At 71.1% G+C, this 21,455-nt stretch carries 21 protein-coding genes; 17 read left to right on the top strand and 4 right to left on the bottom strand.

What is annotated here, in order from left to right:
* The first annotated feature begins 99 nt into the window (after positions 1-99).
* The 4 genes from ASF71_RS18890 to ASF71_RS18875 all read left to right on the top strand — a co-directional run bounded on the left by ASF71_RS18890 (position 100) and on the right by ASF71_RS18875 (position 5,701).
* The gene (locus ASF71_RS18890; RefSeq protein WP_056302891.1) at positions 100-1,383 is read left to right on the top strand and encodes an ABC transporter substrate-binding protein; all 1,284 of its coding nucleotides are present in this window, start codon (positions 100-102) and stop codon (positions 1,381-1,383) included.
* Positions 1,384-1,577: 194 nt separating this feature from the next.
* The gene (locus tag ASF71_RS18885; RefSeq protein WP_056302889.1) at positions 1,578-2,549 is read left to right on the top strand and encodes a carbohydrate ABC transporter permease; all 972 of its coding nucleotides are present in this window, start codon (positions 1,578-1,580) and stop codon (positions 2,547-2,549) included.
* On the top strand, positions 2,539-3,387 hold the full coding sequence (locus tag ASF71_RS18880; protein ID WP_056302886.1) for a carbohydrate ABC transporter permease: 849 nt from the start codon (positions 2,539-2,541) through the stop codon (positions 3,385-3,387). Before ASF71_RS18885 ends, ASF71_RS18880 begins: the two co-directional genes overlap by 11 nt.
* Before the next feature lie 73 nt (positions 3,388-3,460).
* Positions 3,461-5,701 (top strand): esterase-like activity of phytase family protein, encoded by a 2,241-nt coding sequence (locus tag ASF71_RS18875; protein WP_235514607.1) that lies wholly within the window; start codon positions 3,461-3,463, stop codon positions 5,699-5,701.
* Between the two features lie 328 nt (positions 5,702-6,029).
* Here ASF71_RS18875 and ASF71_RS18870 read toward each other — a convergent pair whose 3' ends face one another.
* Positions 6,030-7,535: a carboxypeptidase M32 gene (locus ASF71_RS18870; RefSeq protein WP_056302884.1), complete on the bottom strand. Its 1,506-nt coding sequence runs from the start codon at positions 7,533-7,535 to the stop codon at positions 6,030-6,032.
* A 117-nt stretch (positions 7,536-7,652) separates the two neighbouring features.
* Here ASF71_RS18870 and ASF71_RS18865 point away from each other — a divergent pair, with 117 nt between their 5' ends.
* The 5 genes from ASF71_RS18865 (at position 7,653) to ASF71_RS18845 (ending at position 13,418) form a co-directional block, all read left to right on the top strand.
* A complete protein-coding gene (locus tag ASF71_RS18865; RefSeq protein ID WP_056302882.1) occupies positions 7,653-9,515 on the top strand; it encodes an alpha/beta fold hydrolase in 1,863 nt (620 codons plus the stop codon).
* A 70-nt stretch (positions 9,516-9,585) separates the two neighbouring features.
* The gene (locus tag ASF71_RS18860; RefSeq protein ID WP_056302879.1) at positions 9,586-10,101 is read left to right on the top strand and encodes an RNA 2'-phosphotransferase; all 516 of its coding nucleotides are present in this window, start codon (positions 9,586-9,588) and stop codon (positions 10,099-10,101) included.
* Between the two features lie 60 nt (positions 10,102-10,161).
* Complete coding sequence (locus tag ASF71_RS18855) at positions 10,162-11,028, top strand: DUF1206 domain-containing protein (RefSeq protein WP_082506165.1); 867 nt, start codon at positions 10,162-10,164, stop codon at positions 11,026-11,028.
* On the top strand, positions 11,025-11,759 hold the full coding sequence (locus ASF71_RS18850; RefSeq protein WP_056302877.1) for a Sir2 family NAD-dependent protein deacetylase: 735 nt from the start codon (positions 11,025-11,027) through the stop codon (positions 11,757-11,759). Before ASF71_RS18855 ends, ASF71_RS18850 begins: the two co-directional genes overlap by 4 nt.
* Before the next feature lie 138 nt (positions 11,760-11,897).
* Complete coding sequence (locus ASF71_RS18845) at positions 11,898-13,418, top strand: DUF512 domain-containing protein (protein ID WP_056302875.1); 1,521 nt, start codon at positions 11,898-11,900, stop codon at positions 13,416-13,418.
* 298 nt (positions 13,419-13,716) lie between these two features.
* On the opposite strand, the gene ASF71_RS18840 is transcribed toward ASF71_RS18845, so the two are convergent.
* Entirely contained in the window at positions 13,717-14,640 is a 924-nt protein-coding gene (locus tag ASF71_RS18840; protein ID WP_056302873.1) for a LysR substrate-binding domain-containing protein, read from the bottom strand.
* A 77-nt stretch (positions 14,641-14,717) separates the two neighbouring features.
* On the opposite strand from ASF71_RS18840, the gene ASF71_RS18835 reads away from it, so the two are divergent.
* From ASF71_RS18835 to ASF71_RS18820, 4 genes are read left to right on the top strand one after another with little or no spacing between them, the layout of a single operon-like run.
* Entirely contained in the window at positions 14,718-15,212 is a 495-nt protein-coding gene (locus ASF71_RS18835) for a GNAT family N-acetyltransferase (protein ID WP_056302871.1), read from the top strand.
* A gap of 44 nt (positions 15,213-15,256) precedes the next feature.
* Positions 15,257-15,790, top strand: a complete 534-nt coding sequence (locus ASF71_RS18830) for a hypothetical protein (RefSeq protein WP_056302869.1) — start codon at positions 15,257-15,259, stop codon at positions 15,788-15,790.
* Positions 15,787-16,974 carry an MFS transporter gene (locus ASF71_RS18825; protein ID WP_235514606.1) on the top strand — a complete coding sequence of 396 codons (1,188 nt, stop codon included), beginning with the start codon at positions 15,787-15,789 and terminating at the stop codon, positions 16,972-16,974. Before ASF71_RS18830 ends, ASF71_RS18825 begins: the two co-directional genes overlap by 4 nt.
* A complete protein-coding gene (locus ASF71_RS18820; protein WP_056302868.1) occupies positions 16,971-17,792 on the top strand; it encodes an enoyl-CoA hydratase/isomerase family protein in 822 nt (273 codons plus the stop codon). Before ASF71_RS18825 ends, ASF71_RS18820 begins: the two co-directional genes overlap by 4 nt.
* A 31-nt stretch (positions 17,793-17,823) precedes the next feature.
* Here the strand turns inward: ASF71_RS18820 and ASF71_RS18815 are convergent, their stop codons facing one another.
* Complete coding sequence (locus ASF71_RS18815; RefSeq protein ID WP_056302866.1) at positions 17,824-18,777, bottom strand: LysR family transcriptional regulator; 954 nt, start codon at positions 18,775-18,777, stop codon at positions 17,824-17,826.
* A gap of 136 nt (positions 18,778-18,913) precedes the next feature.
* Between ASF71_RS18815 and ASF71_RS18810 the strand changes: the two genes are divergently transcribed.
* Positions 18,914-19,294, top strand: coding sequence for a hypothetical protein (locus ASF71_RS18810; RefSeq protein ID WP_056302864.1), 381 nt, complete (start codon positions 18,914-18,916; stop codon positions 19,292-19,294).
* 100 nt (positions 19,295-19,394) lie between these two features.
* Here ASF71_RS18810 and ASF71_RS18805 read toward each other — a convergent pair whose 3' ends face one another.
* The gene (locus ASF71_RS18805; RefSeq protein WP_056302862.1) at positions 19,395-20,354 is read right to left on the bottom strand and encodes a metallophosphoesterase; all 960 of its coding nucleotides are present in this window, start codon (positions 20,352-20,354) and stop codon (positions 19,395-19,397) included.
* 153 nt (positions 20,355-20,507) lie between these two features.
* Here ASF71_RS18805 and ASF71_RS18800 point away from each other — a divergent pair, with 153 nt between their 5' ends.
* The 3 genes from ASF71_RS18800 (at position 20,508) to ASF71_RS18790 (ending at position 21,440) form a co-directional block, all read left to right on the top strand.
* Entirely contained in the window at positions 20,508-20,708 is a 201-nt protein-coding gene (locus ASF71_RS18800) for a hypothetical protein (RefSeq protein ID WP_056302861.1), read from the top strand.
* Positions 20,709-20,775: 67 nt separating this feature from the next.
* Positions 20,776-21,042 (top strand): hypothetical protein, encoded by a 267-nt coding sequence (locus ASF71_RS18795; RefSeq protein ID WP_056302859.1) that lies wholly within the window; start codon positions 20,776-20,778, stop codon positions 21,040-21,042.
* Between the two features lie 32 nt (positions 21,043-21,074).
* Positions 21,075-21,440, top strand: coding sequence for an MmcQ/YjbR family DNA-binding protein (locus ASF71_RS18790; protein WP_056302857.1), 366 nt, complete (start codon positions 21,075-21,077; stop codon positions 21,438-21,440).
* The last annotated feature ends 15 nt before the right edge of the window (positions 21,441-21,455 follow it).

Genomic DNA, 21,455 nt, shown 5'->3' with positions numbered 1-21,455 from the left:
CGCAAGAACCGTGCGGTCCTGCTCCTCTGACCTCCCGATGACCCGCCGCTGATGGCCGGATGATGAAGACTTCCTAAGCTCCGGGGCGTGAAAAAGCTCATGCTGACGCTCACGCTGGCGGGTCTGGTCGCCCAGAACGCCGCCGCACAGACCACGGTGGATTTCTGGCACTCCTTCGGGGACGCCAAGCGCGGCGGCTGGATTCAGGCCCGCGCCGACGAATACAACAAGACCCACCCCGGCGTGAAGATCATGCCGAGCTACAAGGGCAGCTACAACGACAGTCTCCAGGCGACCATCCTCGCCGCGCGTCAGGGCAAGGCCCCGGCCCTCGTCCAGATCTTCGAGGTCGGCAGCCAGCTCGCCCTCGACAGCGGCATGTTTCAGCCGGTGGGTGGCGTCAGCAACGTGGATTTCAGCGACTACCTGAGACCCGTCATCAACTACTACACCATCGGGGGCAAGGTGAACAGCCTGCCGTTCAACAGCTCCAGCCCGGTGCTGTACTTCAACGCCGATCTCATGCAGAAGGCGGGCCTGAACCCCAAGACCCCGCCCACGACCTTCAGCGGAATGCTCAAGGCCTGCGAGAAGATCAAGGCGGCCAACCTGAACGTGACCTGCGCGGCGCTGCCCGTCTACGGCTGGCTGTTCGAGCAGTGGATGGCTGAGCAGGGCGCCCTGCTGGTGAACGGCGGCAACGGGCGCCAGAGCCGGGCCACCGCGAGCAACCTCGACAGCGCCGCCGCCCGCAAGATCTTCCAGTTCTACAAGGATATGCAGACCGGCGGGTTCGAGACCTACACCGGCAAGCTGGCCGACACCGACGGCACCAACGCGATCTTCTCGGGCCAGAAGGCCGTGTTCACCATCAACTCGACCGCCGACCTGGGCAACCAGCAGGACGCCGCCAGGAAGGCCGGCTTCAAGCTCGGCGTGGGCGCGCTGCCCATCCCCGACGGCGCCAAGCGCAACGGCGTGGTCATCGGCGGGGCGAGCCTGTGGATCACCAAGGGCGTGAGCCCGGCCCAGGCCAAGGCCGCGCTGGACTTCGCCCTGTACATGACGAACACCAGGAACATGGCCGACTGGCACAAGCTGACCGGCTACTACCCGGTGCGCCAGAGCAGTGTGGACCTGCTGCGCAAGCAGGGCTGGTTCAGCCAGACGCCGCTGCAACTCGTGGCCTTCAACCAGCTGCTGAACACGGTGCCCAGCCCCGCGACGGCGGGCGGCCTGAACGGCGCGGCCATCCAGACCCGCACCATCATCGAAGAAGGGTTGCAGAAAGTCATGGGAAACCAGAGCGTCGCCGCTGCCCAGGCCGAGACGAAAACGCGGGTGGACGCCGCCCTGAGCGACTACGGCGCGAACTTCAAGTAAAGAAATCGTCGTCGGTCGCCAAATCAACCGGGCGGGGCGAGTCTCGAAGAAAGGACGGCGCCGCAGGAACGGAGAGTTCCGGTGCCCTCCCGGACTCTCGCACTGGAAGCGGCGACGTCCTCAACACACCCTCTTCTCTGCTGGCCCGCTCCCGAGACACGGCGGCGGGCCACCTTCCCTTTTTCCGGAGGCCCATGTCCGTCCTGCATTCCGAACGCGCCGCGCGCCGAACACAGGCCCGCGCTGCTGCTGCTGCCCCCGCCGCCGACGAGCGCGCCGTGTTCCGGGGAGCGGCGCTGCCCTGGCTGCTGCTGGCCCCCACCATGCTCGTTCTGGCGGTGTTCATCTACCTGCCCGCGCTGCGCACCCTGAACCTCGCGGCCTACCGCGCCAACGTGATCCTGGGCACGCGGCAGTTCGTCGGTCTGGAGAACTTCACGTCGCTGCTCCAGAGTCCGGCCTACCTGCAGGTCGCCGCTCAAACGCTGCTGTTCACCGCACTGTCGGTGGGGCTGGGGCTGCTGCTGTCACTGTCGCTGTCGTGGCTCGCCAGCCGGCCCCTGCGCGGTGCGAAGGTCTACCGCCTGCTGCTCATCTACCCCTACGCCCTGAGTCCGGCCATCGCGGGGACCCTGTGGCTCTTTCTGTTCAACCCCGAGGTCGGTGTGGTGAACACGCTGCTGGAGGCCGCCTTCGGCATCAAGCCGCGCTGGCTCGACACCCCGGTGCTGGCCTTCGGGCTGGTCACGCTGGCAGCGGTCTGGAAGGGACTGGCGTACAACATCGTCTTCTACCTCGCCGCCATCCAGAACCTGCCGGGCGACGTGATGGAAGCCGCCGAGATCGACGGCGCCTCGCCCGCACAGGTGTTCTGGCGGGTGGCGTGGCCACTGCTCACGCCGGTCACGTTCTTCCTGGTGTTCGCCAACATCGTCGCGGCCCTGTTCGACTCGTTCGCGCTGACTGACATCCTCACGCGCGGGGGGCCGTACACCGGGCACGCGGGCGCGACGACCTTTCTGGTCTACCAGCTCTACCAGGACGGTTTCGTGAACTTCAGGACCGGGGCCGCCGCCGCGCAGGCCGTGCTGCTGCTGGCGCTTGTGGCCTTCGTGACCTGGGTCCAGTTCCGGCTGGGCGAGAGGCGGGTGCATTATGGGAATTAGACCTGTGGGCCGCCCCGCTTCCCCCCGTCGCCGCCACGACTGGGCCGCGCACCTCGCGCTGAGCGTGGCTGTACTGCTCATCAGCGCCCCGCTGATCTTCGCCCTGCTCAAGGCCACGCAGACCTCCTCGGACGTGACGAGCGCGAGGTTGCTGCCGGGTGGGGCCTTCTTCGAGAATCTGGGCAGTGTGTGGGCCGGCGCGCACCTAGGGCGCTACATGCTCAACAGCCTCGTGGTGGCCCTGAGCGTGACGGTCGGCAAGACGGCGCTGGCCCTGCTCGCCGCGCTGGCCTTCGTGTACTTCCGCTTTCCGCTGCGGGGGGCGGCTTTCGTGCTCGTGCTGCTCTCCCTGATGCTGCCCACCGAGGTATTGATCGTGGCGCTGTTCGACGTGGTCAGCCGCGACCTGCGCTGGGCCGACACCTACGCGGCGATCATCGTGCCGTTTCTGGCGAGCGCGACCGGCACCTTTCTCTTCCGGCAGCACTTCATGAACATCCCCGTGAGCCTGGCCGACGCCGCGCGTATCGATGGCTGCGGGCCGCTGCGCTTCTTGACGCACATTCTGGTGCCCATGAGCCTGAACACGGTGGGCGCGCTGGCCGTCATCCAGTTCGTGTACGGCTGGGACCAGTACCTCTGGCCGCTGGTGATCATGCAGCACGACGACCGCCAGGTCGTGCAGGTGGGGCTGCGCCGCCTGATCGAGGTGGGCGGCCAGACCGACTGGGGCGCGGTGATGGCCGGGGCCATTGTGACCATGCTGCCGCCGCTGCTGGTCTTCACGCTGCTCCAGGAGCAGTTCAGCAAGGGCTTCGCGCTGACGGAGGACAAATAGACCCCCGGTCAGCCTGACCCCCCCCTGACCTGCCGCGCACGCCCCGCTGACGTGCGCGGCTCATCTTTTTCATATGTCGAACCGTTCCAAATACGGCGCCCTGGGTCGCCTGACGCTGCTGCTCTCGCTCGCGCTGGGGAGTGCCCAGGCCGTGACGCTGGTGGGCTACGCCGAACTGCCCGCCGATACCTTCACAGTTGGCCCGGCCAGTGGGGCCTACAACAACGGCCTGCGCGGCGAGGCCCGTTTTCCCAGCCAGCCGGTGCAGGGCTTTTCGGGGGTACAGTTCGGGCCGCAGGGCAGTTACTGGTTCCTGAGCGACAACGGCTTCGGGGCCAAGAACAACAGCGCCGACTCCCTGCTGCGCCTGAACCGTCTGAGCCTGACGCCCAAAACCGCGCCGACTGGCACGGGCCGCGCCGAGGTCGGCAACTTCATCTCGCTGCGCGACCCCGACCGCAAGGTGACGTGGCCGATCATTAACGAGGCCAGTCCCGAGCGCCTGCTGACCGGCGCCGACTTCGACCCCGAGGGCTTTTTCTTCGCGCCAGACGGCACGGTCTGGGTGGGCGACGAGTTCGGGCCGTATCTGTTGCACTTCAGCGCGGACGGCCGATTGCTCGACGCGCCCCTCCCGACGCCCAATCTGGCGGGGCTGCCCACGCTGCGTGGTCAGGCGCCGGTCGTGGTGGGACACCGGGGCAGCAGCGGCACGCGCCCCGAGCACACGCTGGAGTCGTACCGGGTCGCCATCGAGGGCGGCGCCGACTTCATCGAACCCGACCTCGTGGTTACGAAGGACGGCGTGCTGGTGGCCCGCCACGAACCTGTGATCGCGGTGGTGGACGCGGCCGGCAAGGTGACCGAGGCGACGGTGGACGTGGCCTCCCGCCCCGAGTTCGCCTCCCGCCTGACCACCAAGAACCTCGACGGCGTGGACGTGCGCGGCTACTTCGCCGAGGACTTCACGCTGGCCGAACTCAAGACCCTGCGCGCCGTCGAGCGCCTGCCCGCGCTGCGGGGCCGCGCCTACGACGGCCAGTTCGAGGTGCCCACCCTGGCCGAGGTGATCGCGCTCGTCAAGGACGTGGAGACGCGGACTGGGCGCAAGGTCGGTATCTACCCCGAGACCAAGCACCCGACCTACATGACGCAGGTGGCGGGGCGCAACGTGTCGCAACTGCTCGTGGACACGCTGAAAAAAGAGGGCTTCACCGACCCCGCGCGCGTGTTCATCCAGTCCTTCGAGACCGCCAACCTGCGCGACCTGAAGGCCAACATCCTGCCGAAAGCGGGCCTGAAAGTGCCGCTGGTGCAACTGGTGAGCAGCCCCGACGAAGCTCCCTACGACTGGACGGCGAAGGGGGACACGCGCAAGTACGGCGCCCTGACCACCGACGCCGCCCTGCGCGACATCGCCACCTACGCCGACGGCGTGGGGGCCTACAAGCGCTGGATCGTGGATGACAAGGCCCAGACGACCGATTTCGTGCCGCGTGCCCACGCCGCCGGCCTGCTCGTCCACGCCTGGACGATGCGGAGCGAGCCCACCTATCTGCTGCCCGCCTACCGGAACGACCCCGAGGCCGAGATGCGCCAGTTCCTGCGCGCCGGGGTGGACGGCCTGTTCACCGACTTTCCGGCGACGGGGGCGAAGGTGGCCGCCGAGTACACGGCTCCGCAGGTGCGCAGTCCGCAGAACCCCGCCTTCTCGACCGGCGCGGCGAACGCGGCCAACATCGGCAGCAGTGGCGGCTTTGAAGGCCTGACGCTGGGGGTGGACGGCGCCACCGCCTACGCCCTGCTGGAAAAGACCGTGACGGGCGACCTGCCGGGGCAACTGCGCCTGCACGCCGTCAACCTGAACACCCGCCAGTGGGCGCTGGCCGGCCGCTACCTGCTGGAAGATTCGGGCAACGCCATCGGCGACCTGACCCCGGTGAACGCGGATACCCTGCTCGTGCTGGAGCGCGACAACGGCAGCGGCGCGGCGGCGCGGTTCAAGCGGGTCTACAGCATTAGCCTGCGCGAGAAGAGCGCCGACGGCACGCTGAAAAAGACGCTGGTCGCCGACCTGATGAACGTGCAGGACCCGCAGGGCCTCGCGCCCAGCACGGTCGCGGGCAAGTTCACCTTTCCCTACGTGACCATCGAGAACGTGATCGTGCTGGATGCCAACACGATTCTGGTCGCCAACGACAACAACTACCCGGCGACGGGGGGGCGTGGGGCAGCGGTCAAGGACGTCAGCGAGTTCCTGTGGCTGAAGCTTGACCAGCCGCTGACGCTCGGGGCGGGGGTCGGGCGGCGCTGAGGCGCAGTTGGAGGCGTCTCTGGGGTGGAAGGCTTTTGGGTCCTACTTGCCCTCCCCTCCAGCCCCCCGCCCGGTAGGAGGGGGGAGCTTTACGTTGCACTGGGCAAGAGGCGTTCCTTTAGTTGCTGGAGCCGCCCTTCCCTGCGGCGTGACGGCTCTGTTCGGGGCCAGCCCCACCCGCTTGGAAGGGCCCGCACGCTGCGCGCACGACGGCCTTCGTGGGTGTTGGCCAGTGGGGTGTTGGGACTGCTCTCGCTCCTTCCCCGGAGGTGCTGGGCAGGGGACTCTCTACTCCCTTCCCTACATCCCACTTCCCACGCCCCTCTCCTTACAGCCCGTACAGCTCGGTGTACTTCTCGTGCAGGTACTTCAGGTACGGCTCGACGGTCATGGGATGGCCGGTCGCGCGCTGAATCAGGTCCGTGGGGGTGTAGAGGCCGCCGGGGGCGTAGACGTTCTCGCGCAGCCAGCCGTGCAGGCGGCCGAAGTCGGCGCGGGCGATGTCGCTCTCCAGGCCGGGGTTGGCGGCCTCGGCGGCGGCGTAGAACTGGGCGCTCAGGACGTTGCCGATGGTGTAGCCCTGGAACGCTCCGCCGATCTGCCCGAAGTACCAGTGCACGTCCTGCAATACGCCGTCGCGGTCGTCGGGGGCGCGCAGGCCCAGGTTGCCCTCGTAGGCGGCGTGCCAGGCGCCCGGCAGGTCGCGCACGGCGAGGCGCCCGGCCAGCAGCTCACGCTCCAGCTCGTAGCGGGTAATCACGTGCAGGTTGTAGGTCAGCTCGTCGGCGTCGGTGCGGATCAGGCTGCGGGCGACCACGTTGCTCGCGCGGTACATCTCGTCCTCGGTCACGTCCGCGAGCTGCTCGGGGAAGATGTCGCGGAACTTGCCGAAGTACGCCGCCCAGAAGGCGCGCGACCGGCCCACGAGGTTTTCCCACAGCCGCGACTGGCTCTCGTGGACCCCGGCGCTCACGCCGCCGCCCAGGGGCGTACCCAGAAAGCGCGCGGCCACGCCCTGCTCGTACATCGCGTGGCCCGACTCGTGCAGCGTCGAGTACAGCGCGTCGCCCGGGTCGTCCTCGCGCACGCGGGTCGTGATGCGCACGTCGTGCCCACCCAGACGCGTCATGAACGGGTGGTGCGTGAGGTCCTGGCGCCCGGCCGTGAAGTCGTAGCCGTAGTCGCGGATCACCGCCTCCCCGAAGGCGAGTTGCGCCGCCTGGGGATAGTGCCGGTGCAGGAAGTCGGTGCGCGGAGCGCGGGCCTGCGCCGCCGCGTCGGCCAGCGGGACCAGGGCGGCGCGCAGGGCCGAGAAGACCTCGTCCACCTGCGCGGCCGTCATGCCTTCGTCGGACTGGTCGATGAAGTAGTCGAGCGCTCCGCCGTACTCTGGAAAGTAGCTCGCCGCCTGGAGACTGAGGTCCAGCGTCTTTTCCAGGATGGGCACCATCCGCGCGAAGTCGTTGGCGGGACGGGCCTCGGTCCAGGCGCTGTAGCTGTTGCCGCCGTGCTCGCTCAGTTCGGCGACGAACGCCGAGGGCAGCCGGGTCGACTCCTCGAAGTTCTTGCGCGCCACGGCCAGCATGCGCGTCTGCTCGGGCGAGAGGTCGCTGCGCCTCCCCGCCTCGTCGAGCAGCCGGCCATACGCCGCGTCGGTGGCCTGACCGTGTCGCAGCCGGGCGAGCAATGCCTGTTGCCGCGCGCGGCCCGCCGAGGCCGCCGGGGGCTGGTAGGTGCTCTGGTCCCAGCCCAGCAGCGAGCCGATACCGCCCAGGTCGGCCAGTTCCTGCCAGCGGTCGAGAAGCGCCTGCCACTGCATATCCGTCTGTGTCATGGCGCCAGGGTAGCGCGCGGGGCAAAGCGGGCCGGCGCTCCCGGTGGCGGCTAAGCCAGATGGCGGAGGGGCGCATCTGCCGCCGCAGCGGGCGGGGGCCGCGCCTACACTCTGCCCATGACCCCCGACGAGAAGACGGCCCGCCGGATTCGGCTCGAAGACCTCGTGGCCCTGCCGCTCACCTTCGGGCTGACCGTCTCGCACGGGGGAGACCAGGCGGCCTTCTACGGGAACGCGAGCGGCCGCTTCGAGTTGTATGCCCTGGACCTGCGCACGCGGGACGTGCGGCGGCTGTCGGACGGGCAGGTTTCCCGCTCGCCCAACGCGGGCTTCGTGTGGGGCCGGGGCGACCGCGCGCTGTATTTCAGCCGCGATCAGGACGGCGACGAGCGGCAGGCGCTGTTCGAGCTGGAGGTCGGGCAGGGCGCCGTGCGTGCCCTGGACCACGCCCCGCAGAGCATGGACTACGTGAACGGCACGCACCCGGACGGCCAGACCCTTCTCGTGAGCAGCACGCGCGGCGGCCAGATGAACGTGTACGCCTACGACCTGTCGCGTCAGGGTGAGGCGGCCTGGACGGCCCTGACCGCCTTCGAGCAGGGCGCGCACGATCCGCGCTACAGCCCCGACGGCACGCGCATTCTCCTGAGCGCCAACGAGAGCGCCGACCTCAAGAACCTCGACGGCTACGTGGTGAATACTGATGGCAGCGGGCTGCGGCGCGTGCTGCGGGTGCGGGAGGGCAGCCGCGACGCCCTGACCCACTGGCATCCCGACGGCGCGCGGGTGGCCGTGACCAGCGACGCGGCAGGCTACGACCGGGCCGGCATTCTGAACGTGGACACGGGCGACATGCGCTGGCTCACGCCCGAGGACGCCGCCTACGAGGAACAGGCCCTGGAGTTTTCGCCCGACGGCCGCTGGCTGGCCGTGATCCGCAACGTGGACAGCACCCTGACCCCCGTGCTGTACGGTCTCGGGGAAGGTGCGGAGGACGGCGGGGCGCGTGAGCTGCGGCTGGCGCCCGGCGTCTCGCACGGGGCGCAGTTCGCGCTCGGCGGTACCCATCTGCTGCTGAGCCGCTCGACGGGCGCGGCGCGCGCCGACGTGCTGCTCTACGACCTGCGCACCGATACCGCCGAGGTACTGCTGCCCGCCGAATACGGGTCCATCGACCCCGGCGTGTTCGTGGAGGCCGAGTATGTCCACTACCCCACCACCGACGGGCTGCGGGTGCCCGCGCTCCTCTACCGGCCCCGGAACACGCCGCCCGGCGCGCAGGTGCCTGCCCTCGTGCATGTGCACGGCGGCCCGACCTGGCAGTTCTTCCGGGGCTTCGACGAGGTCACGCAGTTTCTGGTGAACCGGGGCTACGCCGTGCTGTGCCCCAACGTGCGCGGCAGCACCGGCTCGGGCGCGGCGTGGCGCGACGCCAACCTGCGCGACTGGGGCGGGCGCGACCTGCAGGACGTGGCGGCGGGGGCCGAGTACCTGAAGACCCTGCCGGGGGTGGACCCGGCGCGTCTGGGGGTGTTCGGCGGCAGCTACGGCGGCTATCTCAGCTACCTCGCGCCCGTGAAGTACCCAGAGCTGTTCCGGGTGAGCGTGCCCATCGTCGGGATCAGCGATCTACACGCCCTGCACGCCGACAACAGCCGTGATATGCCGCAGCTCGCCCACTACTTCCGCTCGATGATGGGCGACCCGGTGGGGGACGCCGAGCTGTGGCGCGACCGCAGCGCCCTGACGCACGCCCATCAGCTCAGGGCCCACATGTTCATGATGCACGGCGCGAACGACCCCCGCTGCCCGGTGAACCAGGCGCGCGGCTTCCGCGACGCCCTGATCGCCCTGGGCAGACGTGAGGGCGAGGAGTTCGAGTACGCCGAGTTCGGCGATGAGGGCCACGGCTCGGCCGACGTGGAGGGCCGCATCCGTAGCTACCGCCTCCTGGCCGACTACCTGGAGCGGCGGCTGTAACCCCGGCCGGGGCACCCGGCAGGCCAGCTGGCCGATGTGCTCGCCGCGGTCTGGGGCGCACACTGACCCCATGACCGACAAGGCCCTCTCGCACCGGCTCTCGTACCTGCTGAGACACGCGCCGCACGAGGCGGGCCTGGCGCTGGAGCCGGGCGGCTGGGTGCCCCTCGCGCCTGTGCTCGCGCACCTGGGCGTCACGCGGGAGCAGATCGAGCGGGTGGTGGCCGGCAGCGACAAGCGGCGATTCGCGCTGACGGAGTCGCGCATCCGGGCCAACCAGGGTCACAGCGTGCCGGTGGACCTGGAGCTGATGCCTGCCGCGCCCCCCACCGAGCTGTACCACGGCACGCACGGCGGCGCGTTGCCGGCGATCCGCGAGGAGGGCCTGCGGGCCATGCAGCGCCACCACGTCCACCTCTCGCCCGACCGCGAGACGGCGCGGCGGGTGGGCGCGCGGCACGGCCCGCCGGTCGTGCTGACGGTGGCGGCCGGGGCGATGCACGCGGCCGGGCACGTGTTCTACGTCTCCGAGAATGGCGTATGGCTGACCGGCGCGGTACCGCCCGGCTTCCTGCATTTTCCCTGACGCTCACCTCAAGAACGCCGGAAGGCGCGGGCCGCCCACGCGCGGCACACTGGGCAGGACATGGCCGACGAACGAGAGATGGCAGGGGCGGTGCGCCGCGCGGGCGAGCAGGCCGCGCCGGGTCTGGAGGCCCTGGCCCGTTTCGGCTACGCCTGCCGGGGCGTGGTGTACGTCACGGTGGGGGCGCTGGCCCTCACGCTGGCGGCTGGCCGCCGGGGCGGCGCGGCCACCGATACCGAGGGCGCCGTGCGCCGCCTCGAGGACCTGCCGCTGGGCGAGGGCCTGGTGGGTGTCCTGGCGCTGGGGCTGGTCGGCTACGCGCTGTGGCAGCTTCTGCGCGCGGTCCTGGACCCCGAACGCCTGGGGACGGCCGCCGCCGGGCTGGCCCGCCGCGCCGGCTACCTCGCCAGCGGAGCCGTGAACCTGGGCGCGGCGTGGTTCGCCTTCCGGCTCGTCACGCAGGCCAGTGTGGGCAGCGGGGCCAGCGCGCAGGACCTCGCGGCGCGGGTGCTGGCCCTGCCGGCCGGGCAACTGCTCCTGGGGCTGGGCGGCGCGGCCCTGCTGGGCGCCGGGGGCGCCGAACTCGTCAGCGCAGGCAGGGGCAAATTCATGAAGTTCATCGCGCTGCGGGGCGCCGGGGCCGACCACTCCGCCACCCTGCGGCGGGTGGGACAACTCGGAACGGCCGCGCGCGGAGTGGTGCTGGGTCTGGTGGGGGCCTTCCTGCTCGTGGCAGCGGTGCAGGGCGAGGCCGCCGGGGTGCGCGGCACGGGCGGCGCCCTGAACTGGCTGCTGAACCGGCCGGGCGGGGCGTGGCTGATGGGCGCGGTGGCACTGGGGACCGTGTGCTACGGCCTGTGGTGTTTCGTGCAGGCGCGCTACCGTCATATTCAGGTGGGGGGAGGCCGGCAGCCGGCGGCGGCGTGACCCCCGCGGAGGTCCGCGCCGCACTGGCCGCCGCCCGCCGCGTGGCCGTCCTGACGGGAGCGGGGGTGAGCGCAGAAAGCGGCATTCCCACCTTCCGGGACGCACAGACCGGCCACTGGGCGCGCTTCCGGCCCGAGGACCTCGCCAGCCCGGAGGCCTACTGGCGCGATCCCGAACTCGTCTGGGACTGGTATGCCGGGCGCTACCGCGACGTCACGGCCGCCCAGCCCAACGCCGCGCACCTGCTGCTGGCCAGGCTGGAGCGGGAAAAAGGCGCGGGCTTTTTTCTGGCGACCCAGAACGTGGACGGCCTGCACGGGCGGGCCGGCAGCGGCACTCTGGGGGGCACGCTGGCTGAACTGCACGGCAACCTCACGCACGCCCGCGACGAGGTGACGGGCGAGGTCTATCCGCTGCCGCCTCCCGACCTGTTGACCGTGCCGCCCACCTCGCCCGCCGGGAACCGCATGCGCCCGAACGTGGTGTGGTTCGGCGAGAACCTGCCGGCAGACGCGCTGGCGGCGGCCCAGGACGCCTTCGCCGCCGCCGACGTGGCGCTGGTGATCGGCACGAGTGGCGCGGTGTACCCGGCCGCCGGGCTGGCCGCCTGGACCCTGCGGCGCGGCGGGATCGTCGCCGAGATCAACCCGCAGGTCACCGACCTGACGCTGCACATGACCCTGAGCCTGCGGGCCACCGCTGCCGAGGGATTGCGGGCGCTGCTGGGCTGAGGCCGCCCCGCCCAGGACCACCGCCCGACTAAGCAGGCTGCGTCACCTTGAGACCACCCTGATTCTGTTAAACTTCTTTGCTTGAGTCGGGGCCGCGTGATTTTGACATCCAGGGCCGTCCCGAAATGAGGTGAATTCATGACGGCAGCCCCGGAGTTTCCGAAAACCCACATCCCCGAAGACCCCTTCTACCCCGCGCCCATCAAGACCGTAGAGACGGGCAGCCCTGCCGAGCGTGCGGGCGTGCAGCCCGGCGACGTGCTGCTGCGCGTCAACGGCCAGCCCGTGACCGACGTGCTCGACTACCGCCACAAGCTCTCGCAGGGCGTGGCGAGCCTGGAAATCGCGCGGCCGAGAGAGGCCCCGCGCGCCATGACCGGAGTGCCCGGTACCGCGCAGGACCACCACCGCCTGTTCCTGCCTGCGCCGCCCAGCCTCGACGACACCTTTACCTTCACGGTCGAGTGGGAAGACCCGGGCCTGGACTTCGAGGAAGTGCTGTTCGACGGCATCAAGAAGTGCGCCAACAAGTGCGATTTCTGCTACGTGCACCAGATGCCGCGGGGCTTCCGCAAGAGCCTGTACATCATGGACGACGACTACCGACTGTCGTTCCTGTACGGCTCCTTCGTCACGCTCACCAACCTGACCGAAGGCGACATCAACCGGATCCTCGACGAGAACCTCTCGCCGCTGTACGTGTCGGTGCACACCTCGAACCAGGAACTGCGCCAGGACATGATGAAGTGGTGGAAGCTCAAGGTCAAAGACGAGCAGGCCGTGCAGATTCGCGGCATGATCGAGCGCTTGGAGAGCATTGACCTCTATACCCAGATCGTGCTCGTGCCCGAGCGCAACGACCGCGAGAACCTCGACGACACGGTCGAGTACCTCAGCAGCCGCCCCAACGTGATCTCGGCGGCGGTGGTGCCCATCGGTCTGACCGGGCACCGCAAGAACCTGCCGGACGTGCGCACCTTCACGCGGGAGGAGGCGCAGGACACCCTGTCGAGGCTCAACGTGTGGCGCAAGAAGTTCCTGGCCGAGCGGGGCACGCGCTTCATCTTCCCGTCGGACGAGCTGTACCTGCTGGCCGGCGAACCGCTGCCCAGTGAAGAAGAGTACGAGGGCTTCCCCATGCTGGAAAACGGCGTGGGCATGATCCGCGACTTCCTCACCGAGCCGCTGCCCGAGCTGCCCGCCGCTCTGCCCGAACCGCGCAAGGTCATCCTGGGGACGGGGGCGCTGTTCGCCGAGTCGCTCGACCTCGCCGTGCAGCCGCTGCGTGCCATCGAGGGTCTGGAGATCGAGGTGCGGCACGTGGTCAACAAGACCTTTGGGGACATCACGACGGTCGCCGGGCTGCTCACGGGCCGCTGCTTCCGGCACGCGGTCAAGCCCGGCGAGGCCGACCTGCTGCTCGTGCCCAACTCGACGCTGCGCTACGGCACCGAGCTCATGCTCGACGACGTGAGCCTGACCGAGCTGCGCCAGGAACTCAAGATGGACATCCAGCCGGGCGGCGCCACGCTGGGCGAACTGGCCCGCGTGATCCTGCAGGGCGTGCAGAGCAGCGGCACCCAGTGGGGCATGAGCGCGCACGCGGTCAAGGACCGCCCGCTGGAGGAGAAGGTGGCGGAGCAGGGCATGCACGCCTGAAGCTGGGTGGTGCGGGGGCCGTCCAGGCGACTGGGCGGCCTTCTTTTTTGGCTGGTTTTGTATGCCTATTTTCCCTCTCCCCCAGCAGGAGGGGAAGTTTTTTCGCTGCGCTCGGCAAGAGTCGTTCCGGGCGTTGGCGGGGCTGCACAGGTTGACGGCGTGACGGCTCAGTTCAGGGCCAGCCCCAGCCGGTTCGGAATGGCCCGCGCTTCGCGCACGACGGCCTTCGGGGGGACCTGGGCGGTAGGGTCGGAGGGGGCTGGTGGTTTGCGCTGCGCCACAAGCCACAGGCCCCACGCTACATATCCTCCTGTGCCACCTCGCCGGCCAGTTCGGCGAAGGCGCGCACGAGGGGGCGAGCCTCTCCTTCGCGCTGCACGAACTGGATTTCGCTGAGGAGTTCGGGGCCGCGCAGGGGCAGGCACACGACCGAGTCGGGGGCGACCTGGCGCACGCACGCGGGCGCGATGGACACGCCCAGGCCCGCGCCCACGAGGCGCAGGATGGTCAGCCACTGCGAGGCCTCCTGAGCGATCACGGGGCGAAAGCCGTGGGCGGCGCACAGGCTCAGTGGCTGCTCGTAGGCCCGCGCGCCGGCCGAGCGCGGGTAGTACACGAAGGGGTCGCGGCGCAGCGCCGACACGTCCACGTCGGCCCCGCCCGCTGCCGGGTGCGTGATGGGCAGCACGGCCACATACGGCTCGGTGAACAGCGTGCGGACGCTCAGGCCAGGGGCGGGGTCGGCGTCGCGCACGAGCCCGGCGTCGAGGTCGCCCGCCAGCAGACCCGCGACGACCTGGGCCGTGAAGGACTCGGACAGCTGAAGCTGCGCCAGCGGCATGGCCCCCCGGTAGCGCCGCAGCAGTTCGGGCACCACCGTCAGGATGGCCGACCCCGCGAAGCCCAGCCGCAGCACGCCCTGCGCGCCCTGGCCCACACGCCGGGCCTCGGCCACGTCCTCCTGCACGTGGCGCAGCGTGCGGCGGGCGCGCTCCAGAAAGGCCACGCCCGCCGCCGTCAGCTCGACCGAGCGGGAGTTGCGCCGCAGCAGTTCGGCGCCCACGATGGCCTCCAGCCGCCGGATCTGCTGCGAGAGGGGCGGCTGGGCGAGGTTCAGGCGCGCCGCTGCCCGCCCGAAATGCAGTTCCTCGGCCACCGCCACGAAGTAGCGCAGGTGCCGCAGTTCCAGGCCACGACCCAGAGCAGGGAGGTCTTGATCCATGTCGGCAAGATATTGGACATCTCGCCGGGCCCTGCCGATACTCGTCTGACCGGTCCGTGGCCGGCAAGAGGTGATTTATGAACGCAGTGCCCACGCAAGCCCCCCCGCAGCTCGCTCCCCTGACGACCGACACCGACCGCGCCGCCTTCCGGGCCCTGAACGAGGCCTGGATTTCTGGGCTGTTCGCGCTCGAAGAGGCCGACCGCGCGGCGCTGGCCGACCCGGACGGGCACTACGTCGCGCCGGGCGGAGCCGTGTTCATGGCGCATCTGGGCGGGCGGCCGGTGGGCTGCGTGGCGCTGCGGCCCGAGGGAGCAGGCGTGTTCGAGGTCTCGAAGATGGCGGTAGACCCCGCCGCGCAGGGCCGGGGCGTGGGCCGGCGGCTGCTCGCGCACGCCGTCGCCCAGGCGCGTGAGATGGGGGCGACCCGGCTGGTCCTGGCCAGCAACGCGCGTCTGGGGCCGGCCGTTCACCTGTACGAGAGTCTGGGTTTCCGCCATCTCGCACCCCACGAGCGCCCGCACACGCCCTACAGCCGCGCCGATGTGTTCATGGAGTTGGCGCTGTCCTGATGGCCTCGCCGCGCGCCGGAGGTGGCCGCGCTAGCCTCGGGGTCATGCTGACTTTCGCGGAAGCTGCCCGCCGCCCTGTGGCCGAGGTCGGGGCCGAGACGCACCGCCTGGCCGCCCTGGAAGTGCCGCCGCGCGGCCTGCTGATTCCGGCGGCCTTCGAGGAGGCGTACTACCGGGGCGTGAACCTCCCCGAGACGCTGGGGCGGCTGTTCGTAGGCGTGAACCCGGCGCGCATAGACGAGGACGCCCTGGAACCGCTGTGCGGGCAGGCGCAGCTCCTCGTGCGCACGAGCGCGCTGATGGACGACGCCGTGCAGCTGCTGTACCGCGCGCTGGGCAACGCGGGCCTGAATGTGGGCGAGGTCCAGGCCCGCCGCCCGGACGAGGCCGTGGCGGAGGTCGCCGCGCGCGTGACCCCGCCCGGCACCGCCGCCCTGCACGCCGTCAAGCGGCTGTGGGCGCGCGACTGGGCGCTAGAGAGCGTGCTGGAACGGCTGGACACGTCGGGCCGCGTGGGGCTGGAGGCGCGGCCCACCCTGCTGCTCGCCGGGCCGGGGAGTGTGGTGGCTCTGCCTTGAGGGAGCCCGTACGCGGTCCCGCACCCCTCCTGTTCGCCGCGCTGGGCACGCTGGTCTTTCTGAACGTGTACGCGCCGCAGAGCCTGCTGCCACTGCTGTCGCGCGAGTTCCGGGTGGGGGCGGCTGAGGTAGGCACAGTCATCGGCGCGACGACCCTGGCGATGGCGCTGGCCTCGCCCTTCGTGGGCGTGCTGGCCGACGCGCTGGGCCGGCGGCGGGTGGTCGTGTGGGCCTACGCGCTGTTGGTCCTGCCGGCCGTGGCCGCCGTGTTCGCGCCGACCCTCGGGGCACTGAATCTCGCCCGTTTCGTGCAGGGGCTCCTCATTCCCGGCGTGCTGGTGGCCCTGAACGCCTACGTCGCCGAGGAGGTGCCGCCGGCCGGCCGCGCCCGCGCACTCACCGCCTATGTCACCGGTACCGTTCTCGGCGGCTTTCTGGGACGGTTCCTGGCAGGCCTGGTGGCGGGGCCCCAGAGCTGGCACGCGGCCTTCTGGCTGCTGGCGCTGGCCTCGCTGGCCGGGTGGGGGCTGGCGCGCACGCTGCCGCGCGAGTCGGGCTTCACGCCCCGGCGCGACCCAGGCGCGGTCGTGGCCGGCCTGCGCGCCCACCTGCGCAATCCGGCGCTGCTGGCGACCTGCGCGGTCGGTTTCCTGATCCTGTTCACTCTGGTGGGCGTGTTCAACCCGCTGACCCTCCGGCTGGCCGGGGCGCCCTATTTCCTCACGGCCGCGCAGACCGGGGGCGTATTCGCGGTGTACCTGCTGGGAGTGGTCATCACGCCGCTCGCCGGGCCGTTCCTGGCGGCGCGCGGGCCGCGCACGGCGCTGCTCACGGCGGTCGGGGTCAGCCTCGCGGGGCTGCTGCTCACGCTCGCCTCGCCGCTGGCGCTGGTCGTCGTGGGGGTGGCGGCGGCGGCCTGCGGGGTCTTCCTATCGCAGGCGGCGGCGCTCGCGGCGGTGCAGCGCAGCGTCACGGGGGCGCGCAGCCTCGCCACGGGGCTCTATCACTTCGCCTACTACGGCGGAGCCGCCCTGGCGAGCGTGGTCGCCGGGCATGTGTTCGCCGCGCGTGGCTGGGGGGGCGTCGCGGCGCTCGTCATGGGCAGCATGGCGCTCGCGGGGCTGGTCGGCATCTGGGGCTGGCAGGGCCGCACCGGGGCCGAGGGTGCTAGCCTCCGGCCATGACCACAACCCAGCTCACCGCGCCGGGCGCCTATCCCGGCCTCCGGGTCACGCTGCACGGCGACGGCATTCTGGAAGTCGTTCTCGACTCGCCCAAGACCCTCAACAGTGTGGACGCGCGCGGACACCGGGCGCTGACCGACATCTGGCGCGACATCGACGCGGCGGCGGGCGTGCGCTGCGTCCTGATCCGGGGCGAAGGACGCGGCTTCTCGTCGGGCGGCGACTTTTCCATGATCGAGGAGATGACGCAGGACTTCACGGTTCTCTCGCGTGTGTGGCGCGAGGCGCGCGACCTCGTCTACAACGTCGTCAACTGCGGCAAGCCGGTGGTCAGCGCCATCCACGGCCCCTGTGTGGGCGCGGGGCTGGCGGTCGCCCTGCTGGCCGACGTGAGCATCGCCGCCCGGACGGCCCAGCTCTCGGACGGCCACGTGCGCCTGGGGGTGGCGGCCGGCGACCACGCCGCCATTATCTGGCCGCTGCTGTGCGGGCTGAACAAGGCCAAGTACTACCTCCTGACCGGCGAGAGCCTCAGCGGCGAGGAGGCCGAGCGCATCGGGCTGGTGAGCCTGTGCGTGCCCGACGAGGAGTTGCTGGACCGGGCCTGGGCGGTGGCCCGCAGACTCGCCCAGGGCAGCCCGACCGCCGTGCGCTGGACCAAATACGCCCTGAACAACTGGCTGCGTCAGGCCGGCCCGACCTTCGACGCGAGCCTCGCGCTGGAGTTCCTGGGGTTCACCGGCCCCGACGCCCGCGAGGGGCTGGCGAGCCTGCGCGAAAAACGCCCGCCCCGTTTCGCGGACGACGCGCCGATCTGAGCTCTGGACCGCGTGCCGGCGCCTCGCCGCCTCAGTGGACCGAAGGCGGCCACGCGCCGGGCGGCGGGGCCGGGAAGCCTCCGGGTCCCCGGGCCGCCAGGGTCTGTGTCAGGGTGTCGGTGAAGGCGCGCAGCAGCGGCAGGTGCGCCCGGTGCGGCAGGGCCGCCAGGGCCAGGGGGCGGCTCAGGCCCCCCGGCAGCGGCAGGCTGATGAGCCCGCCCGGCAGGGGGTGCAGGGCCAGTTGCGGCAGGATGGTCACCCCCAGGCCATGCGCGACCATGCTCAGGATCACGCTGTCCTGCGGGTTTTCGGTCAGGCCGGACAGCGACACCCCCTTCTGCTCCAGGTAGCGCCGCACAAGCAGATGGCACTGGTCGCGGCCGGGTGAGAGAAACAGGGTCTGACCGGTCAGTTCCTCCAGCGTGGCCGGATGATCGCCGCGCGACTCCGGAGCGACGAACAGGTACTCGTCGTACAGCAGCGGCGTGAGGTGCAGGCCCTGCGTGTGGCCCTGGACGACCACCGCCGCGTCGGCGCGGCCGGTGTGCAGGGCAAGTTCGGCGTCGGCCTCCTCGGTGTCGCCGTCGAGAACCACGGTCCGCACGTCGGGGTGTGCCCGTCGGAAGTTCGCCAGCGCCGGCGGCAGCAGGTGGGTGGCGACCGAGCGGTACGCCGCGACCCGCAGGGTGCCGCTGAGCCGCCCGGTGTCCTGCGCCGCCAGCAGCACGTCTCCGGCGGCCTGCACGGCGGCGCGGGCATGGGCCAGCACCCGCTCGCCGGCCGGTGTGGGCACCGTCCCGCCGGGCGTGCGCCGCAGCAGGGGGCGGCGGGTCATGGCCTCCAGGCGGGCCACCGCCTCGCTGAGACTGGACTGCGAGACGCCGAGGTCCGCCGCTGCCTCCCCGAAGCCCCCGGCCTCCGCCACGGCGATCAGGGCGCGCAGTTGCGACAGGGTGGGCGTCGGTGGGGCGGGGTCCCGGCTCATGACCCAGTGTAGCGGGGGCGCCTCCGGATCCCATCGGGTCAGCCGATGGAAGGGTGCGGCCATGCCCGGACTGGCCGATGGTCAATAGCGTGCTGGAGGTGCATTCTGACTGCACCGCTTCCGGAGGAAGCCCCCCATGACCCAGTACCGCACCGTGCCCCAGCCGCAGCCGGGCAGTCCGTCCGTCGTCCGTCCGCCCCGCGTCGCCCAGCCCGCCCCCAAAGGGCCGCGTCCCTCGCCCCTCGCCGTTCCGTCGCTGCCCTGCCCGGAGACGGCCCAGCCCGTCACCCTGATCGCCGAAGTGGTGTTGCCGGCAGACCGCACGGCTGCCCCGACTCTGCCTGCCCCGACTCTGCCCGGCTGGACGCTGCGGCTGTGGCCGGTGGCCCGCCTGGGCGACGCGACCCTGGAGGCCCGGCCCGACACCGCCCAGGCCTCGGCCCAGGACCTGCGCGCCGTACTGGCCGAGCTGGGCATCGGCGTGCTGGGGCCGCTGCGCCCCCGCGGCCGGGTCTGACCGGCCAGGTGCGCCGCGAAGAGTTGGGCCGGGATTGATCCCGGCCCAGCTCCTATTGGCCCCCAGCCCAGTCTGTCAACCGGCGCCAGCAATCCGGGTGCTAGCGCAGTGTCTCTACCCGCACCACCGGGCCGCCCAGGCCGTCCACGCGGGTGGGCAGGCGGGCAGCGGGAATCGCCGCCCCCGTGTCGGCGTCGTAGGCGACCAGCCGGACCTCGCTGCCGACCACGTCCAGCACCGTGACCACGCTGCGCGCCGTGCCGGGGGCGCCCACGTAGTCGCGCCCGCCGATGCCGCCGCTGCTCAGCACATTCAGCCCGCCCATCCGGCCGGGGTAGTACGCCGCGTGGTGCCCGCTGACGTAGGCGGTCACGCCGCCGCGCTCCATGACCCTGCGCAGGGCTAGGGCGTCAGCCGGCCGGATGACCTCGCCGGGGCGGTTCTTCTCTCGGCTGAGGCCCGCCAGCGGCAGATGCCCCAGCACCAGCCTCACGGCGGCGGTGCGGGCGGTGGGCGTGGCCAGCTGCGCCGCGAGCCAGCCGCGCTGCCCGGCGTCCACCCCCGGTCCGCTGGCGTCCAGCACGGCCACGAACAGCGGCCCCTGCGTGAAGCTGTAGCGGAAGGGAAAGGCCGAGCGCTCGGCGTAGTTCAGGGCGGGCGGGTGCGCGCCCCAGTAGACGGCGGCTTCGCGGCGGTCGCGCGCCAGGCCGGCGTCGTGGTTGCCCAGCGCAAAGGCGAAGGGAATCCCGGCCCCGGCCAGCGGCCCGCGCACGTCCCGCTCGAAGGCGGCCCACATGGCCCGGACATCTGCGCTGCTCTGGCTGGCTTTCTGGCCCGCGATCAGGTCGCCGGCCGAAAGCACAAGCGCGGGCTTCCATTCGTTCAGGACGCGGCTCAGCACCCGTTCCAGGGCGGGCGGGTAGCGTGTGCTGCCGTAGGGGCCGTTGAAGTCGCTCAGCAGTACCAGCCACAGCTGGGCAGGGGAGGACGGCTGAGCCGCGGTGGCCTGCACCGGCCCCCAGAGCAGGGCGGGCAGCAGCACGGGCAGGAGGCGGCGCATGGTCCCACTTCACCACATGGAGAGGTGGGGGTCGCATCTAGACGCGCCCTAAAAATTAAAGGTTGCGTGAAGCTAGACTTCAGGAAGTCTGAAGGCGATGCTTCTGTCCGCCCTGCCTCCTCGTCATCGCCTACCCGTTCCGAAGGAGCTGCCATGTCCCACCCCGCCAAGCTGAACTGTACGAGCTTCTCGCCGGCCGACACCGCGCGCGGCGAGGACGGCGAGCTGTACCACCTGCCCACCCTGCGGCGCCTGCACGCGCTGGGCCGCCTGACGCCCGGCACCCCCGCCCACCTGCTGCTGCTGGAAGCCCTGGCCGGGGCCGCGCCCGTCCGCGCCCGCCTGATCGCCTGACCCCCATCCCGAAGGGTGGCCGGAGGCGGGCAGACCTACAGCTGACTCCGCCACCGCACAGTGCGGCATGACCGACAATCGCCGTGACGCCCTGCCCGTGGTGCCCAACCTGAGCGTGCGGGAGGATGCCCCCGAGATGCAGGAGGTCCGCGCCGAGCAGGGACCGGCCCCCGCCGACCTCGCCGGACGCGCCGCGCCGCCCGTGCCGGCCCCCAGCGGCGACGGCCTGAGCGCCGCCGAGGTGGCCCGCCTGACCGGCAGTGGAAACACGGCCACCACCGACCGTGCCCTGAACCGCGCCGAGGGCGTGGACCCCGACGCCTCGGAGAGCTGAGCGCCTTCCCCGGGCCATGTCAGACTGCGGCCATGCAGACCGTCGCTGAGCTGCGGGCCGCCTGCGCCGAGTTGCGCGGCTCGCAGGAGACTTTTCCCTTCGGCGCCTCCACCCTCGTGTTCAAGGTGGCGGGCAGGATGTACGCCCTGACCGACCTCGGGGCCGATCCCCTCACCCTGAGCCTGAAAGTGCGGCCCGAACGCGGCGAGGCACTGCGGGCCGAATATCCGGGCATCGTGCCGGGCTATCACCTCAACAAGCGCCACTGGGTCACGCTGACGCTGGACGCGGTGCCGCAGGCCCTGGCCACCGAGCTGCTGCGCGGCAGCTACGCCCTGGTGGTCGCGGGCCTGACGCGGGAGCAGCGGCGGGGGCTGGAGGAGACGGCGGCGGAGTAGAGTGGTCGCTTAAGT

The organism is Deinococcus sp. Leaf326, assembly GCF_001424185.1.
GTDB lineage: Bacteria > Deinococcota > Deinococci > Deinococcales > Deinococcaceae > Deinococcus.
This window is presented reverse-complemented; position numbering and strand designations above follow the sequence as displayed.